Origin of the sequence: Sodalis sp. (in: enterobacteria) (assembly GCF_036327475.1) — a bacterium.
Taxonomy (GTDB): domain Bacteria; phylum Pseudomonadota; class Gammaproteobacteria; order Enterobacterales; family Enterobacteriaceae.
Genome location: NZ_CP132913.1, coordinates 1,288,521 through 1,306,049 on the forward strand (window position 1 = coordinate 1,288,521; position 17,529 = coordinate 1,306,049).

Consider the following 17,529-nt stretch of genomic DNA (forward strand, 5'->3'; position numbering starts at 1 on the left):
GATTACCGTACCTTTAGCGTCGCCAGTCCTATAAGGACCAACATCAGCGAAATTATCCAAAAACGCACAATAACGCGCGGCTCCGGCCAGCCCTCCAATTCATAATGGTGATGAATAGGCGCCATACGGAAAATGCGCTGACCGCGCAATTTGAACGACCCCACCTGTAAAATCACCGACAGGGTTTCCAGCACGAATACCCCGCCCATAATCAGCAGTAAAAATTCCTGGCGCAGCAGCACGGCGATAGTGCCGAGCGCGCCGCCAAGCGCCAGTGAGCCGACATCACCCATAAAGACCTGCGCCGGGTAGGTGTTGAACCATAAAAACCCCAGACCAGCACCGACGATCGCCGTACACACCACAACCAACTCCCCGGAGAAGCGTACGTAGGGAATATGCAGGTAGCCCGCGAAGTTCATGTTACCGGTCACCCACGCCGCCAGCGCCAGGCCGGCGGCAACGAATACCGTCGGCATGATCGCCAGGCCGTCAAGACCGTCGGTCAGATTAACCGCGTTGCTGGTGCCGACGATAACAAAGTAGGCCAACAGCACATACCACAACCCCAGCTGCGGCATAATGTCTTTGAAAAACGGTACCACCAGCTGGGTAGCCGGCGTATCTTTTCCCACCGTGAACATGGTGAACGCCACCGCCAGTGCTATCAAGGATTGCCAGAAATACTTCCAGTGAGCGATAAGCCCCTTGATGTCTTTGCGCACCACTTTGCGATAGTCGTCGATAAAACCCACAGTGCCGTAACCCACCAGCACAAACAGCACACACCACACATATGGATTGAACGGATAGGCCCACATCAGCACCGAAACCGTAATCGACGCAAGGATCATCAGCCCACCCATGGTCGGTGTACCGCGCTTTCTGAAATGCGATTCCGGGCCGTCATTGCGTACCACTTGCCCGATCTGCAATTTTCGAAGCCAGTCGATAAGGCACGGCCCCATCCAGAGCGACAAGAATAACGCGGTCAGCAGGCTGACGATGGCGCGGAACGTCAAGTATGAAAAGATATTGAACCCCGAATAAAATTGGATCAGATATTCGGCTAGCCAGACTAACATGAAGTTTTCTCCCGTAACGCACGCACCACTTGCTCCATTGCGGCACTACGTGAACCCTTCACCAATACGGTCATTACTACCTGCTCTGACAACAACTGCGCCAGACGGGCGGTGAGCGCCGCTTTGTCCTGAAAATGCTCGCCCCGATCGCTGGGCTCACCGATAAGGTGGCTCAGATTGCCGACGCTTAATACCTTGTCGATACCGGCCAGGGCGACGGCTTCGCCCACCTGCCGATGGCGCTCGGCCGCTTCATCACCCAACTCCGCCATATCGCCCACTACCATCACCCGGTAGCCCGGCATTTCCGCCAGCACCTGCGCAGCGGTGGTCATGGAGTCGACGTTGGCGTTATAGCTATCGTCCAGCAGCAGTTGTCCGGCGCCGAGCGCGATGGGGAACAGCCGTCCTGGCACGGGCGTGAGCTGAGCTAGGCCGGCAGCGATGGCCGGTAATCCGGCGCCCACCGATAGCGCCAGCGCGCTGGCGGCCAAGGCATTGGCGACATTATGCCGTCCCGATAGCGGCAGTCGCACCGGATACTCACCGTGCGGGCTGTGTAGGATGAAGCGCACCCCCTTCTGATCGCCTACGATGTCGCTGGCAAAGAAATCCACGCCTTCAGCGGCGTGTAAGGCGAAACGCCAGATCGCTTTGTGACCCAAAACCTGTTGCCAGCGCGACCAGTCGTTGCTATCGGCATTAAGGATGCCGCGGCCGTTGGCCGGCAGTCCGGTGAAAATTTCACCCTTGGCCTGCGCGACGCCCGACAGCGAACCAAACCCGGTCAGATGCGCGGCGGAGAGGTTGTTTACCAGCGCGGTTTCCGGCCGCACTAGGTCGGTCGTCCAGGCAATTTCGCGGAGATGATTGGCGCCTAGCTCAATTACTGCGAAATCATGCTCCGGCGTCAGACGCAATAGCATCAGTGGTACACCGATATCATTATTGAAATTTCCCTCGGTCGCCAGAACGTGCCCGCACTGCCGCAGGACAGCGGCGGTCATCTCTTTGACCGAGGTTTTGCCAGAGGACCCCGTCAGGGCCACCACCCGCGCCGGCACCTGCTGGCGCACCCAGGCACCCAATTGTCCCAGCGCGCGGCGGGTATCGGCGACAATCAGCTGCGGCACATCCAGAAGTAGCCGGCGATTAACCAGCAGCGCCACGGCGCCGCTGGCGACCGCCTGTTCGGCGAAATCATGAGCGTCGAACTGCTCACCCATCAGCGCGACAAATACACTACCTTCGGTCTCGCTCGACGCCCGCGAGTCGGTGACCACAGACAGGATAGTGCGATCGTCGCCCACCCATTCGGCATTGAGCACCGGTGCAATAGCGCTGAGAGTAAATGGGATCATGCCATCACTCCCAGTAGCCGCGCCACAGTGGTGCGGTCAGAGAAGCCAAGCCGCTGCTGACCGATGATTTGGCAATCCTCATGGCCCTTACCGGCCACTAGCACCAGATCCGCCGGCGCGGCCTGGATAATGGCGCTGGTTACTGCCTCGGCGCGGCCTGAAATCGCCTGGGCGCGGCTCGCATCCAGCAGACCGCTCTTAATGTCGTTGATAATGTCCTGCGCTGCTTCTCCGCGCGGGTTATCGTCGGTAATAATTACTCGGTCGGCGTACTGTTCAGCGATAGCGCCCATCAGCGGCCGCTTGCCTTTATCGCGATCGCCGCCGCAGCCGAACACACACCAGAGTTTACCGTGGCAATACAGTCTGGCCGCCATTAGCGCCTTTTTCAGCGCGTCAGGAGTATGAGCATAGTCTACTAGCACCGTGGGGCGGCCTTTGGCGTGAAAGACTTCCATACGGCCACAAACCGATTGCAGGCGGCTGGCGCTGTCAAGTAGCGCCGGTAGTGGGTAGCCGAGCGCCAACAACGTAGTCAACGCCAGTAACAGGTTACTGGCGTTGAATTCCCCGATTAATTGACTGTGGACGATCCCCTCCCCCCAGCTGGAGCGGAACGGGATATCCGCGCCGCGCGCATAATAGCGCACCTTGCCCGCACACAACCAGTCGCTCTGCCGTTCCGGTGGCAGCGCACCGCTAACCGCTACCGCAATCGCCCGCGGCAATTGGTGCAACCAGCGACGGCCGGTGGCGTCATCGGCATTGATAATGCGCTGACCAACGTCAAACTCGCCGAACAGCCGCCATTTAGCCGCTTCGTACTGCGCCATATCGCCGTGATAATCTAAATGGTCGCGACTCAGATTGGTAAAGACCGCAGCGGTGAAATGCAGACTACTAACCCGGTGCTGCACCAGGCCGTGGGACGAGACTTCCATCGCCGCAAAGGTCGCGGCCTGGCGCTGCAATTGCGACAACAGCTGCTGGACTTCGACCGGTGAGCCGGTAGTGTTGTTGGCCGGATGGATGCGGCCCAGCACACCATTGCCGACGGTGCCCATCACCGCACTGGTCTCGCCCAATAACTGCGCCCATTGCGCCAAAAGATGCGTGGTGGTGGTTTTGCCGTTGGTGCCAGTGACGCCAATCAGACGCAGCGCGTGTGACGGTTGCTGATAAAAGCGCCCCGCCAACGCCGATAACCGCTCTTGCAACCGGTGGAGGTAGATGACAGGCACGCCATGCAGCTCACGTATTTCACCTTCTTCAGCCTCGCCTTCCGCTTGTGCCACGACGGCGGCAACGCCTTGCGCGATCGCCTGAGAAATATAGCGGCACCCGCCTGTTTGATGGCCGGCGACGGCCACAAATAGATCGCCCGCAGCCGCGGTGCGGCTGTCCAGCGTCATTTCCCTCAGCACGCGTCCCGGCGCGTTAGGCACCCATGGCGCGAGTAGCTCACGTAAATTACGATCGGTCACCTGATGCCTCTTTTTGATTATTGACGACCATGTCGGATTTCTCGCCAGGCTGCGGCAACGCATCCGGCTCTACGTTCATTGTACGTAAGACGCCGCCCATGATGGCACCAAATACCGGCGCGGAGACCGCCCCGCCGTAGTATTTGCCGCCCTGTGGATCTTGTATCACTACTACTAGCGCAAAGCGCGGATTACTGGCTGGCGCGATTCCGGCGGTATAGGCGATATATTTATTGATATAATTACCGTCCGGTCCGACCTTTTTGGCGGTGCCGGTCTTGATGGCGATGCGATAACCCTTAATCGCGGCTTTGGTACCGCCGCCACCCGGCAGCGCAACGCTTTCCATCATGTGCACTACGGTACGCACAAGCGATTCGGGAAATACTCGCTCTCCCGTCACCGGGGGATCGACCCGGGTAATAGAAAGCGGGCGTAAAACGCCCATACTGCCGATCGTAGCGTAGACCCGCGCCAATTGTAACGGCGTTACCATTAGACCATAGCCGTAAGAGAAGGCTGCCCTCTCCATGTCGGACCACCGTTGTTTATGGGGATAGAAGCCGCTGCTTTCCCCGACCAACCCCAAATTGGTCGCCTTACCTAATCCAAAGCGCGAGTAAGTTTCTACCAGCGCCGAGGAGGGCATCGCTAATGCCAACTTAGACACACCGACGTTACTCGATTTCTGCAAAATACCTGTCACGGTCAATTCAGCATAGCGCACCACATCCTTGATTTGGTGGCTGCCAATCATGTAGGGCAGCGTATTGAGTACGCTGTTTTCCCGAACTACGCCGCGCTGCAACGCGGTCATCACCACCATAGGCTTGACCGTCGAACCCGGCTCGAAAATATCGGTGATAGCGCGGTTTCGCATCACGTCCATGGTGGTGCCGGTCAAATTATTGGGGTTGTAGGAGGGGCTGTTGACCATGGCCAGCACTTCGCCGGTGTTGACATCCACCAGAACCGCCGTGCCCGATTCAGCCTTATTGAACGCCACGGCGTTATTCAGCTCGCGATACGCCAGCGCCTGTAGCCGTTCGTCGATACTCAGCGCCAAGTTGTGTGCCGCCTGACTATCCACCAAGGAAATATCCTCAATAACTCGGCCAAACCGGTCTTTACGCACCGTACGCTTGCCGGGCTGGCCTGTCAGCCAGTGGTCGAAGCTTTTTTCGATGCCCTCAATGCCCTGGCTATCGATATTGGTTACGCCGATAAGATGCGCGGTTACCTGACCGGCAGGGTAATAACGCCGTGACTCCTGACTCAGATAAATACCAGGAAGTTTAAGTTTATGGATGTAATCGCCGATAGCAGGGTCAACCTGGCGCGCCAAATAGACAAAACGCCCTTTTGGATTGGCGTTGATGCGTAATGAGAGCTGATCGAGGGGAATAGAAAGCGTATCGGACAGTGCTTTCCAGCGGCTGTCGGCGCTAATACCGCCATGATTGTTGAGCTCTTTCGGATCGGCCCAGATGGCGTTGACCGGCACGCTTACCGCCAGGGGACGGCCGGAGCGGTCGCTTATCATGCCGCGTGCGGTGGGAACTTGCTGCACGCGCAGCGAGCGCATATCCCCTTCACGCACCAGCTTGTCAGGATTGATAACCTGCAAATAAGCCACCCGCAGTATCAGCCCAACCAGCGCCAGCAGGATGCAACCGCACACCAAGGCGAAACGCCAGCTGACAAAGCTGGTTTGATTCTCTTGGCGTTTCAGTTTCATCGTGCGTGCTACGGCTTTCATGTATTGCTAGCGATCCCTATGTAGATTACGGTTGAACCACAATATTCTCTTGTGACGGATCCACATGCTGCATTTGCAGCTTCTCGGTGGCGACACGCTCAACGCGGCTGTGATCGCCCAGCGCGTTTTCCTCCAGGATCAGGTTGCGCCACTCAATATCCAGCGCGTCGTTCTCCAGAACCATCTGTTCACGTTCAGCAGTCAGCCGCCGAGTCTGGTAGGTGGTGGTCACCACCAGACCTGCCGAGACCAGGACCGCAATTAACAGCAGCAGCGGCAGCTTGCCGTGGCACAACAGATCGCTTCCGATGATTCCGATAAGGCCGTGTCGATCGTTGCCGATCATGGCGCCAGCTTCTCAGCGAAGCGCAACACCGAACTGCGCGCGCGCGGGTTATCGTTAATCTCCTGCGCCGACGGCTGTATTTTCCCGGCCGCTTTCAGTTGGCGCCGATCCTGGTGCTGCGCGGCGATCTGCGCTTCCGTGAGTGGCAGACCCGTCGGCAGCTGCGGCCCACGGCTATGTTGACGGATAAAATGTTTCACCAGTCGATCCTCTAACGAATGGAAGCTGATAACCGACAACCTACCGCCGGGGGCCAACACTGTCAGAGCACTGTCAAGCGCCCGTTCAACCTCTTCCAGCTCGCTATTGATATAAATGCGGATCGCCTGGAAACTACGCGTCGCTGGATGTTTATGCTTATCGCGAAATGGAGTGGCGTCGGCAACCAACGCCGCCAGTTCGCGGGTGCGGGTCATCGGCTGCTGGCGATTTCGCGCTACGATAGCCTGAGCAATGCGCTTGGCGAAGCGCTCTTCGCCAAAAGTTTTCAATACCCAAGCAATATCTTCCGCCGACGCTTGTGCCAACCACTGCGCGGCGGACTGGCCGCGCGTGGTGTCCATGCGCATATCCAGTGGTCCATCGCGCACAAACGAAAAGCCGCGTTCCGGATCGTCAAGCTGCGGCGACGAGACGCCCAGATCCAGCAATACACCGTCAACCTGGCCCAGTAGACCCCTTTCCGCCATGTAATCCGCCATGGCGGAAAACGGCCCATGAATAATGGTAAAACGCGCATCTTCAATGGCCCGCGCCGCTTCTATGGCCGCGGGATCGCGATCAATCGCGAACAGTCGTCCCTGCGCATTCAACTTTGACAAAATGAGACGTGAATGCCCGCCGCGCCCGAAGGTTCCGTCCAAATAAACGCCATCTGGCCGGAGGTTCTCCTTCACCGCTTCGTCCAGCAATACGGTGGTATGTAAATAATTCTCTGACATGGCTATAGCGATAAGTCTTGTAGCCGGTCGGTAGGCGGTAGTTCCGCCGACACCTCAGCGTCGATGTTATCCTTGACTTGTTGATACCAGATCTGTTCGTCCAACAACTCTAACTTATTGAATTGACAAGCATCATCACTTCTTTTTGACGGTCCCGCATGCTGCCGGAGCGTCGGTGCGAGCAGCATTCTGCTTGCGCCATCCATCTGAATACTCACCCCAACAATAACCGCTGCATCTGGCGTTTCGAGGGGTTCATGCTCGACAATCGCGACAGCTTTTGTTCAACGATTTTCCGTGTCGGCAAGGGTAAAACAGCAGACATGGCTGATGGAGATCAATGGTACACACCATTAAATCTGCCGATTCCTCATTCAACTTTTCCAGATGACGGGTAGGCACGGCGAGCCAGCCTTTGCTGTCAGGGTTAACCAAGGCCGCGCCACGAAACACGCGTTCGCTTACCTCTTAAAAACCTTAATCACTACTTTGCCCCAGAAATTTCCACGTAAAAGAGTGTACGAATGGTGTCAAAACATTGTCAAGCGACTAAATGACTCAGAAGGGATTATTTACATCGAAAATTACCATTTGGCAGGTGAATGTGTAATACATCGCAAAAAAAGCTAAAAATAACATCACTCTATACATCTTATATTCTGTACAAATTAAAATATAAATGTTCGCGCCTATCAAAACCCCTGATGGCCAAAAATCAGGGTATAACGTACAGGAAGCGGGAAAGCGCCGAGCGACGCTTTGGCGAATAAATCACAGGGGAGCAACAGAAAGGTTTACCATTCCTCTTTTTTATACTGCGCAGTTATTTTAACGTCTTTATTAATCTGGTAGAAGCGTTCTGTTCGGCGACTTAAATACACATTCGCTTTTATATGCCCTAATCTTTGTTGATTTTATCATCAGATATTTATTGGTTAAACGTCGGCTTTATTTTACGGCTAGACTATTCCTAAAATCGACGTAATTCATTTTTCTTACCGCGCTGGTGCATTAAAAGGTCGGCAGGGTCAGCGGCAAACCTTTCACATAAAACAAATTGATTATCATCATTTTTTGTCCCAAAGCCCTCAGGGGGTCATTTTTGGCATAAATATCACATTTAACATTTAACATTTAACATTTAACATTTAACATTTAAATAAAAATTATAAGCCACTTAACTTAGCGCTTGTGGTTTACTCTATGCAGCATAAATAATACCTTACAAATAACTTTATCTGCCGCTTCCCTCGCTGCACGCCCAGTGATTTTTTCGCACTGGAACCGTCACTTCATGTTTTATGATATAATTCAGTTTACGCAGTGCCCATGGCGGATACTTTTACCCTAATGGTGTCTGTTTTTACTTGGATGGAAATTGAGATCCTACTGCCTAGCATGAAGGCTATAGCAGCGCTGTCGTCACGACTACTGGCGATTCCGAACAATGCGATTATCGCCTGACCGTTTGGCCAGTATCGCGACATAGTGCTACGTCTGGCGCGGTTGCACGGGAAACAATTCTGGCCCCGTAATTTGTCGGATTTGCTAGCATATGTCAGCTTTCAATAACCAGTTTACGCAATATACTCTTCTGGCGGTATAGGAGGAATGGCAGCAGCTGATAGCGGCGGTGGATAGCAATGCGGTGATCTTTATTGTGCTTGGTGTAATGTACGGCCACTGCTTGGAAGATTGCCGCCCTCTGTTCCGTGTGACTTGGACATTGCCGGTCACCTCAGCACCGTCCAAACAGTAACGTCGACGCCCGGCCTGGCGCCGCGTGATTAATCCGGCTAAACGGAACAGGCTGCGGCGAATACGCGTCAGGCTCGACTGAGTCGACAGGGCTCGTCGAAGTCGGCGAGCCCAGCCCCAGCACTCTCTCCGGCACTTTCCGATGGAGCTGGGCAGCCGCCAGCACGGACATTCAAGAAAATCCAGCAGCTCGTTATCACCGAACATGGCGATAGCCAGATGAGTCGGCAGCCGGCCCGCCGCGTTTCAGCGTTACGTCCATCACACCTTGCGGCAGTAAAACGATGTGGTGAGATGTAGTGAACAGCACCTGCGGCATCGGATTGCTCTCCAGATAGCAGTCAAACAACCCCGCTGCCGCTGAACGTTCATAGCTGTTGACATAGAAAAGCCCGGCTTGCGCCGATCCTGAGCGCAGTCGCAGCGAACACCCTGTTCGCGCAGAAAACTCACCGACAGCTCCGATAGCGCACCAAGATATAGCACGTGCTCCCCGGAACTGGCTGAGCTCCTTGGACAACATTCCGCATCTTCCTCATCCGCCCCAACGACGCTGATAAAATGCTCGTGATCCAACACGCACGTGTCGGGTGCGGCGATAAGGAAAGGCGTCATTGGTCCAGCGCTGATAGATTGGCACCGACCCCTCAATCACCAGACCCAACTGAGCATCCGCGCGTTCGACGATTACTTCGGTTACCGGGGCGCTGATTGAGAGGTTAATATCTGGGTGCTCTTCTATACCACTGCCCGCAAGCCAGCATTTCTGGTCGCCGACTTGCGGACTGTTGCCGCGCTGGCACCATTCGCCGTAATGGGCTGCCGGCGACTAAACCACCAGAACTGACCCGACTGACCCTCACCTTATACCGCAATCATTTTAAATTCGACGTGCTTGCCGCCGCGCTGACTGCGCTGTTGGCGGCGCAGCATCTATCGAGGCGACGCGCCGATTTCTCGTTGCCGCTGGCGTTTGCGCTGTTTGCCACCCTTAAAATACCGCTGCTGCATCGTTACCTTCCGCCGACGCTTCGCGACGCGGCTGAGCGTTGGCGCCATCGTCAACTTGCCGATGGCGGAGTGGTGCCGGTCGCTAGTTGACGAACATGAATTTCATCTACTGTACCACAACTGGCTCAGCCTGCAGGGCAGCAGTAGGAGGAACATCCTGGGCTGGTTCAATTTCAATTTCAAATCGGCCTTGTTCGCGCCGCCGGCACCCTAGCTACACATGGGCTATCGGTGCCATGGTTACCATTTCCCTTGTTTTCCGTATTTCCGACTTCAAAGTCGGGATTTGCTGTTAATACGATTCGTAAGCGTTTACAATCAATGTCGTCCCTAAGGAAGTGTCACTCCACGTCGGAAGTCAGATGGGAGAAGACCCGCCTTGATCCGGTTAATACTGGCGAAGGGATTTGAGAGTATGCTCTTGCCTCAAAAACCTTTACCACCCTCATCTAAGGAGTGTAACGTGTTGAAAAAACAGTTATTCTGTCTGTTACTGGCCTCCGTCACGCCGGCGTGGGCCAAACCGACCCTGACGCTGTACACCCATAACTCCTTTTCTTCCGAATGGGGTCCTGGACCGGCGATAAAAACGGAGTTTGAAAAAGAGTGCAGCTGCGAGCTGAAATTCGTCGCGCTGGAAGACGGGGTGGCGCTACTGAACCGCTTACGCCTGGAAGGTAAGAATAGCCGTGCTGACATCGTGTTAGGCCTGGATAACAACCTACTGCACGCGGCGCACGATACCGGCCTATTCAACCCCCATCGGGTCGCTACCGACGCCCTTACGCTGCCAGGCGGCTGGCATGACGACACATTTCTCCCTTACGACTACGGTTATTTCGCGTTTGTCTATGACCAGACCAAACTTAAAAACCCGCCCCGAAGCCTGCATGAGCTGGTGGACGGCCCCGCATCATTAAAAATCATCTATGAAGATCCACGCACCAGCACCTCTGGGCTGGGGCTACTGCTGTGGGTGCAGAAAGTCTATGGCGACGGCGCGCAGGCAGCCTGGGAAAAACTGGCCGCGAAAACCGTTACTGTAACCAAAGGCTGGAGCGAAGCCTATGGCCTGTTCCTGAGAGGGGAAGCGGACATGGTGCTTAGTTACACTACCTCGCCGTCGTACCACATTATCGAAGAGAAGAAAAATCAGTACGCGGCGGCGGACTTCAGCGAAGAGTATTATCAGCAGGTGGAAGTGGCCGGGCAACTCGCGGCCAGCAAGCAACCGGAACTCGCCCATCGCTTTATGCAATTCATCCTCACGCCGGCGTTCCAGCAGGCCATTCCCACCGGCAACTGGATGTATCCGGTGACCCATACCCCATTGCCGCCCGGCTTCTCTGCCCCCGCGCGGCGGGCATTGAGTTACACCCCGCAACAGGTAGCCGTCGAGCGCGCTGGCTGGATCAGCGCTTGGCAGCAGGCCGTCAGCCGCTGATGATGGACCGCAGCGTCGGCTTTCCAGGCTGGTTATGGCCCGGCATCGCGGCAGCGACGGTCATTACAATCATCGCCATTGCCTCCTTCAGCACCCTATGGCGCCATGCGCTCACGCATCCCTGGCGCACGCTGCTGGCCGACAGTTATTTGTGGCATGTGGTGTCTTTTACCTTTATCCAGGCGCTATTGTCCGCGCTGTGCTCTACTTTGCCGGCCGTAGCGCTGGCCCGGTCCCTCTACCGCCTGTGGTTTCCCGGCCGCACTCTGCTACTGCGTTTTTGCGGTATGACGCTGGTACTACCAGTGCTCGTGGGCGTCTTTGGCATTATGAGCGTGTTTGGCCAGCAGGGCTGGCTGGCGCAGCTGTGCCGCTTGCTGCACGTGGAATATGGGTTTTCCCCCTACGGCCTGAGCGGTATCCTGCTGGCGCACGTCTTTTTCAATCTACCGCTGGCAACGCGATTATTGCTGCAGGCGCTGGAGAGCATTCCTGTGGAGCAGCGGCAACTGGCGGCTCAGTTGGGTATGTCCGCCTGGCCGTTTTTTCGACTGGTCGAATGGCCCTACTTACGCCGTCAGCTTTTACCGGCGGCCGCGCTGATTTTCATGTTGTGTTTCGCCAGCTTCTCCACCGTGTTAGCACTGGGCGGCGGCCCGCGGGCGACGACGATCGAGTTGGCAATTTATCAGGCCCTTAGTTATGACTTCGATGTCGGTCGCGCCGCCCTTCTGGCGCTCATACAAATGGTCTGCTGCCTTGGACTGGTGATGCTGAGCCAGCGCCTGGCCGGGGCGCTGCCGGCAGGCCATAGCCAGCACGCTCACTGGCGTAAACGCCAAACGACGCCGGGCGGGATCATGTGCGACGGTCTGATTATTCTGGCTGCGCTGCTGTTTCTGGTGCCGCCACTACTGGCGGTGGTCATTGGCGGTCTGAGCGGCAGCCTGCTGACGGTGTTAACGCAAACCGCGCTGTGGCGGGCGGTGTTCATCTCGCTGTCTATTGCCCTGTGCGCTGGCCTGCTGTGTCTGCTGCTCACTGGTATGCTGCTTTGGAGCAGCCGCGAGTTGCGCCTGCTCCAGCGCCACCTTGGCGCCCAGGTCTTGGATTTGAGCGGCATGGTGATCCTAGCGATGCCCGGTATCGTGCTGGCGACGGGTTTTTTTCTGCTCGCAATGGACAGCGGCGGATTGCCCGCGTCGCCCGCGCCGGTGGTTATCCTGGCGAATGCGCTGATGGCCATTCCTTATGCGCTGAAGGTATTGGAAAGTCCCATGCAGGACGTAGCCGACCGCTACCGTCAACTGTGTCTGGCGCTCAACCTCCGCGGCCTTAAGCGGCTACGCCTGGTGGAGTGGCGCGCGCTACGCCAGGCGGCAGGGCAGGCGCTAGCCTTCGCCAGCATCTTATCCCTTGGGGACTTTGGCGTGATTGCCCTTTTTGGCAGCGAGGATTTCTGTACCTTACCGCTTTATCTCTATCAGCAAATAGGCGCCTACCGCGGCCAGGATGGCGCGGTGACCGCGCTGCTATTGCTGCTACTCTGCCTGCTGTTATTTAGCTTGTTTGAAACCTTGTCTGGGGCCCATGATAACGCTGGATAACGTCACATGGCTTTACCGCCATTCATCTATGCGCTTCGATGTCCATCTCGACGCCGGCGAAAAGGTGGCGGTACTGGGCCCGAACGGCGCCGGTAAAAGCACACTGCTGAATTTGATCGCCGGCCTCCTGACGCCGTGCAGCGGCAGTCTATGGCTGGATGGCGTGCAGCATCACCAGACGCCACCGGCGCGGCGGCCGGTATCGATGCTGTTTCAGGAAAACAACCTGTTTTCGCATCTGACAGTGGCGGAAAATATAGGGCTTGGTATGCATCCCGGCCTGCGTTTGACGCCGGCGCAGCGCACCCAATTAGCGCAAGCGGCGCGGCAAGTCGGGCTGGAAAACGTGCTGGACCGGCTGCCGGCGACCATCTCAGGCGGCCAGCGTCAACGCACTGCGCTTGCCCGTTGTCTGGTGCGCCAGCAGCCGATTCTCCTGCTTGATGAGCCTTTTTCCGCGCTGGATCCGGCTCTGCGCGCTGAGATGGCGGGATTGCTCAATGACGTTTGCGCAACGCGCCGCCTAACGCTTTTGATGGTATCCCATAGCCTGGAGGACGCCCTGCGGCTGGCGCCGCGCACCCTATTGGTGGTGGACGGTCGGATTTGTTATGACTGTCCCACTACGGCGCTGGCGAGCGGCGAGTCGCCGGCGGCGGCGATACTGGGTATCAGTCGCTAAGCATTACCACGCCGCCCAACCACCGCAGGCGATTCCCTTACTGAGAAGACGCCAGCGGCCACACCGTCGGACGTCGCATTGCCGCCACCTCACTCGGGGACTAACGGAGCGGCTTATCTTGGGTATACCACGCAGAGTAGTGTAGTTGCCGCGCCGCCTAATATCATGCTCAGCCAATCCGCTCAATTCTACCCATAATCACAATCCAAGAGAAAATTCACAATCCAAGAGAAAATGCTGAGCAACGCCATGCTGCCAACAAACTGGTCGGCGCGGTGCAGCAAAAGATGCACGGGATGCTAATGCGCGGCGAACCCCTGTGAGCAACGGACACTAACGCTGATTGACGACGCCATGGCGCAGGCGGACCAACGCCTCGGCGCCGAACTGTGCCGGTTGCAGACGCTGCGGGGTCAACCCGGTTATCCGCGACAACGAACTGGAGGTGGTGGCGGCTATTGTTTCACGCCAAAACCCCTGGCCATTACTCATCCCTATTACGGCTCGCTGATTCATTTCCATTGCGAAGCGGATTTTTAAACTAAACTGCCGCTCTGGCTTTAGCTACTACGGCGAGCGCCGGGTACGACATGCCAACCTCGGCGCGCCATGCCACGACTACCCTAGCGCGACCTGCGCCAGGGTGGTTAGCTCTTGGCGTCATTTACCGCTTAGCGAAAACCCTTTTCCCGTTTTAAGAGATCATAGGCCTGCTGGATAGCTTGCGCTTTCTGTTTGGCCATTTCCACCATTTCCGGCGGCGGCCCTTTCGCCACCAGCTTGTCGGGATGATGCTCGCTCATCAACTTGCGGTAGGCGCGCTTAATTGTCGGGCCATCGTCCTGGGGGCTGACGCCGAGCACTTTGCAGGCGTTCTCCAGCGTCGGCCCATGCGCCCGCCCCGGCTGGCGGTAGCTGCCCTGGTAAAAATCATGTTGACTGCCGAACTGCGCGCTACCCCCAATCATGCTGAGGAACTGATCAAACTGGCCGCGGCTGATGCCCAGCTCTTCGGCGATGATGTACAGCACCTGTCTCTCGTTGGGGTGCAGCGAGCCATCCGCGAAGGCCGCCTGGATTTGGATTTCCAAAAACATGCGAATGAGATCGAAGCGGCCAAAGCAGACTTGGCGAAATTCGCGCAGCCGGGCGCGCAACGGGAAATCGCTATCTTTTCCTTCGCGGAACGCCTCCTGTGCGGCGCTTTTTAGCGCATCATTCAGCTGCATCCGCGTCATTAATCGATTGGCGTTTACGATGTCGGCCTCGGTGACCCGCCCTTTTGATTTAGTCAAATGGCCCATCACATGGAAAGTGGTGCGAAAAAAAACATTTTGCCGAGTTTGTTGATCGGGAAAATAGCTGGGATTGGTCACGCGGGCGCCACGCGCCTTATCCACCATATAGCCAATCAACAAACCCAATACGATGGCCCAAAAACCGCCGCCAGACCAAATCGCCACAATAACACCCAACAACTTACCCCAATAACGCATATACTCCTCAATTCATCGCGCCGTCGGTACAAAATTGCTTTATCATACCTGTCATTTAACACCAAGCCTAACGGTACGCGGTAGAATGGCAGGATGTAACACTGTCGCAACGCTTATGAGTGGCATAGTCCACGGCCGTTTTCGCGATAAGCCATGGATGACAGAACACCTGAAAACGCTTATGAAAAAACGTTTACCCATACTGTTGGCCGGCCTTATCTGGCCCGCTTTTTATGGCCAGCAGGCGCTGGCCGATCTGGCGGATCAATGTCTGTTAGGCGTGCCGACCTATGCCAAACCTCTTGTTAATGGCGACCCAAACGCGCTGCCGGTGCATATACAGGCCGATAAAGCCACGGCGAATTATCCCGAATATGTGCTATTTAGCGGCAACGTGGGTATTGAACAAGGCAACAACACGCTCACCGCCGATGAAGTGCAGCTCACGCAGCGCCAGGAGCAAAACCAGGCGCCGTTGCGTACCGTTACTGCTACCGGAAACGTCAATTATGTCAGCAATGAGATCAAATTGCAGGGTCCGAAAGCCTGGTCTAATCTCAACACTAAAGATACCGACGTCTATCAGGGTAATTACCAGATGGTGGGCAGGCAGGGCCGCGGCGACGCCGATACCATGAAGCAGCGCGGCGATAACCGCTACACGGCATTGGAAAACGGCAGTTTTACCTCCTGCCCGCCGGGGGACGACAGCTGGAGCGTAGTCGGGTCGGAGATAATCCACGACCGCGAGGAGCAAATCGCCGAGATTCGGAACGCGCGCTTTAAAATCGGTAAGGTGCCAGTCTTCTACAGTCCATATTTGCAAATGCCGGTGGGCGACAAGCGCCGTTCCGGTTTCCTTATCCCAAATGCTAAATACGACAGTAACAACAGCTTCGGGTTCAGCACGCCCTACTACCTGAACCTGGCGCCCAACTACGACGCCACTATCACGCCGAATTACATGAGTAAACGCGGTACCCAGATCCAGACCGAGTTCCGCTACCTGACGACCCCAGGCGAAGGACTGCTGGGATTCTACTGGCTGCCAAAAGATCGTGTTTACAGCAGCGAACACGCGAGCGATGGCGATAGTGACCGTTGGCTGCTCTATTGGCATCATAACGACATCATGGATCAGGTGTGGCGTTTCAATGTCGACTATACCAAAGTTAGCGACTCCAGTTATTTCGACGATCTGGATTCCAAGCACGGCAGTACTACCGACGGCTACGCCACACAAAAATTCAGCTTCGGCCATGCTGATGAAAACTGGGATTCCGCCCTTTCGTACAAGCAGTTCCAAGTATTTGACACCAATAGCAGCAATGCTTACCGCGCCGCACCACAGTTCGATTTGACCTATTATAAAAACGGCATCGATCTCTTTGACCTCAAGGTATTCAGCCAAGCAGCCAAATTTACCAACGTTAACAACAACTATCCAGAAGCCACTCGACTGCATGTCGAGCCCATACTCAACCTGCCTCTGGCCAACCGTTGGGGCAGTCTGAATACCGAAGCCAAGCTAATGGTCACACACTATCAGCAGGAAAATATCGATTATTACAACGAGAATACCACCACCGGCCGTCACCTGAATAGCTCTGTCAACCGGGTTTTGCCTCAGTTTAAAACCGACGGCAAAACGGTGTTCGAGCGCAATATGGATTACGCACCCGATTACACCGAGAGGCTTGAGCCGCGGCTGCAATACCTGTATGTCCCATATCGTAATCAGAACGATATCGGCGTTTACGACTCCACTATCCTACAAATCGACTACTCCGGCCTGTTCCGCGATCGCACCTACAGCGGCCTTGACCGTATTTCGCCCGCCAACCAATTGGCGGGCGGTGTGACCACCCGAATTTATGACGATCAGCGCATGGAACGATTTAACGCTTCCGTTGGTCAAATCTACTACTTCTCGCGGCCCCGTACCGGTGATATCACCGGTACCCGGGATAATTATGATAATACCGGCAGTGTAGTTTGGGCGGGAGATAGCTACTGGCGTATCAGCAATCAGTGGTGGGTCCGCGGTGGCCTACAGTATGATTCCCGTCTGAACAGCGTTGCGCTGGGCGATGTGGTGCTGGAGTGCCGGCACGACGAGAACCGCATCTTACAGCTGAATTACCGTTACGCCAGCCCGCAATATATTGAGCGGGTGCTGTCCGACATTAGCCACCCCGACTATCAACAGGGCATTTCGCAGGTAGGAGTCACTGGTAATTGGCCACTGGTTGACCGCTGGTCGCTGGTCGGCGCATATTATTATGGTACTAAGGCCAACCAACTGGCGAATCAGTTGATCGGGCTGCAATACAACACCTGCTGCTGGGCTATCAATGTGGGCTATGAGCGAAAGATCACCGGTTGGAACAATACCAACAGTTCTAGCCAGTACGACAACAAAGTATCGTTTAATATTGAACTGCGCGGTTTGAGCAGAAATTATGGCCTAAGTACAGATAAGATGCTGGAATCCGGCATTCTCCCTTATCAGCAGGCGTTTTAATGCTGTAGTCCCGACGCAAACATTGAACTTA

At 55.8% G+C, this 17,529-nt stretch carries 13 protein-coding genes and 3 pseudogenes; 6 read left to right on the forward strand and 10 right to left on the reverse strand.

Translation table 11 applies throughout. The features are described from left to right. Nucleotides 1-2 precede the first annotated feature (2 nt). From mraY to mraZ, 7 genes and pseudogenes are all read right to left on the reverse strand, one after another. Entirely contained in the window at nt 3-1,085 is a 1,083-nt protein-coding gene (mraY, locus tag GPOALKHO_RS07010; protein ID WP_406701882.1) for a phospho-N-acetylmuramoyl-pentapeptide-transferase, read from the reverse strand. Then, nucleotides 1,079-2,446, reverse strand: a complete 1,368-nt coding sequence (gene murF, locus GPOALKHO_RS07015; protein ID WP_406701883.1) for a UDP-N-acetylmuramoyl-tripeptide--D-alanyl-D-alanine ligase — start codon at nt 2,444-2,446, stop codon at nt 1,079-1,081. The genes mraY and murF overlap by 7 nt, the downstream gene beginning before the upstream one ends. Then, nucleotides 2,443-3,930, reverse strand: coding sequence for a UDP-N-acetylmuramoyl-L-alanyl-D-glutamate--2,6-diaminopimelate ligase (gene murE / locus GPOALKHO_RS07020; RefSeq protein ID WP_406701884.1), 1,488 nt, complete (start codon nt 3,928-3,930; stop codon nt 2,443-2,445). Before murE ends, murF begins: the two co-directional genes overlap by 4 nt. Then, nucleotides 3,917-5,689, reverse strand: coding sequence for a peptidoglycan glycosyltransferase FtsI (locus GPOALKHO_RS07025; RefSeq protein WP_406701885.1), 1,773 nt, complete (start codon nt 5,687-5,689; stop codon nt 3,917-3,919). Before GPOALKHO_RS07025 ends, murE begins: the two co-directional genes overlap by 14 nt. A gap of 25 nt (nt 5,690-5,714) precedes the next feature. Beyond that, nucleotides 5,715-6,035: a cell division protein FtsL gene (gene ftsL / locus GPOALKHO_RS07030; protein WP_406701886.1), complete on the reverse strand. Its 321-nt coding sequence runs from the start codon at nt 6,033-6,035 to the stop codon at nt 5,715-5,717. Next, nucleotides 6,032-6,976 carry a 16S rRNA (cytosine(1402)-N(4))-methyltransferase RsmH gene (rsmH, locus tag GPOALKHO_RS07035; protein ID WP_406701888.1) on the reverse strand — a complete coding sequence of 315 codons (945 nt, stop codon included), beginning with the start codon at nt 6,974-6,976 and terminating at the stop codon, nt 6,032-6,034. Before rsmH ends, ftsL begins: the two co-directional genes overlap by 4 nt. 2 nt (nt 6,977-6,978) lie before the next feature. Beyond that, a pseudogene (gene mraZ / locus GPOALKHO_RS07040) lies at nt 6,979-7,429 on the reverse strand (division/cell wall cluster transcriptional repressor MraZ). Nucleotides 7,430-8,305: 876 nt separating this feature from the next. Between mraZ and alaE the strand changes: the two are divergent. Beyond that, a pseudogene (alaE, locus tag GPOALKHO_RS07045) lies at nt 8,306-8,735 on the forward strand (L-alanine exporter AlaE). 20 nt (nt 8,736-8,755) lie between these two features. Here alaE and GPOALKHO_RS07050 read toward each other — a convergent pair. After that, a pseudogene (locus GPOALKHO_RS07050) lies at nt 8,756-9,371 on the reverse strand (hypothetical protein); the annotation flags it as partial. Nucleotides 9,372-9,625: 254 nt separating this feature from the next. On the opposite strand from GPOALKHO_RS07050, the gene GPOALKHO_RS07055 reads away from it, so the two are divergent. From GPOALKHO_RS07055 to thiQ, 4 genes are all read left to right on the forward strand, one after another. Continuing rightward, the gene (locus tag GPOALKHO_RS07055; protein ID WP_406701889.1) at nt 9,626-9,835 is read left to right on the forward strand and encodes a hypothetical protein; all 210 of its coding nucleotides are present in this window, start codon (nt 9,626-9,628) and stop codon (nt 9,833-9,835) included. A gap of 373 nt (nt 9,836-10,208) precedes the next feature. Then, nucleotides 10,209-11,189, forward strand: coding sequence for a thiamine ABC transporter substrate binding subunit (gene thiB / locus GPOALKHO_RS07060; protein WP_406701891.1), 981 nt, complete (start codon nt 10,209-10,211; stop codon nt 11,187-11,189). Beyond that, complete coding sequence (thiP, locus tag GPOALKHO_RS07065) at nt 11,165-12,796, forward strand: thiamine/thiamine pyrophosphate ABC transporter permease ThiP (protein WP_406701892.1); 1,632 nt, start codon at nt 11,165-11,167, stop codon at nt 12,794-12,796. The genes thiB and thiP overlap by 25 nt, the downstream gene beginning before the upstream one ends. Continuing rightward, a complete protein-coding gene (gene thiQ / locus GPOALKHO_RS07070) occupies nt 12,780-13,478 on the forward strand; it encodes a thiamine ABC transporter ATP-binding protein ThiQ (protein ID WP_406701893.1) in 699 nt (232 codons plus the stop codon). Before thiP ends, thiQ begins: the two co-directional genes overlap by 17 nt. Before the next feature lie 333 nt (nt 13,479-13,811). Here thiQ and GPOALKHO_RS07075 read toward each other — a convergent pair whose 3' ends face one another. Both GPOALKHO_RS07075 and djlA read right to left on the reverse strand, forming a co-directional pair. Continuing rightward, nucleotides 13,812-13,994: a hypothetical protein gene (locus GPOALKHO_RS07075; RefSeq protein ID WP_406701895.1), complete on the reverse strand. Its 183-nt coding sequence runs from the start codon at nt 13,992-13,994 to the stop codon at nt 13,812-13,814. A 155-nt stretch (nt 13,995-14,149) separates the two neighbouring features. Next, nucleotides 14,150-14,974 (reverse strand): co-chaperone DjlA, encoded by an 825-nt coding sequence (gene djlA / locus GPOALKHO_RS07080; RefSeq protein ID WP_406701896.1) that lies wholly within the window; start codon nt 14,972-14,974, stop codon nt 14,150-14,152. A 181-nt stretch (nt 14,975-15,155) separates the two neighbouring features. On the opposite strand from djlA, the gene lptD reads away from it, so the two are divergent. After that, the gene (lptD, locus tag GPOALKHO_RS07085; protein ID WP_406701897.1) at nt 15,156-17,498 is read left to right on the forward strand and encodes an LPS assembly protein LptD; all 2,343 of its coding nucleotides are present in this window, start codon (nt 15,156-15,158) and stop codon (nt 17,496-17,498) included. The last annotated feature ends 31 nt before the right edge of the window (nt 17,499-17,529 follow it).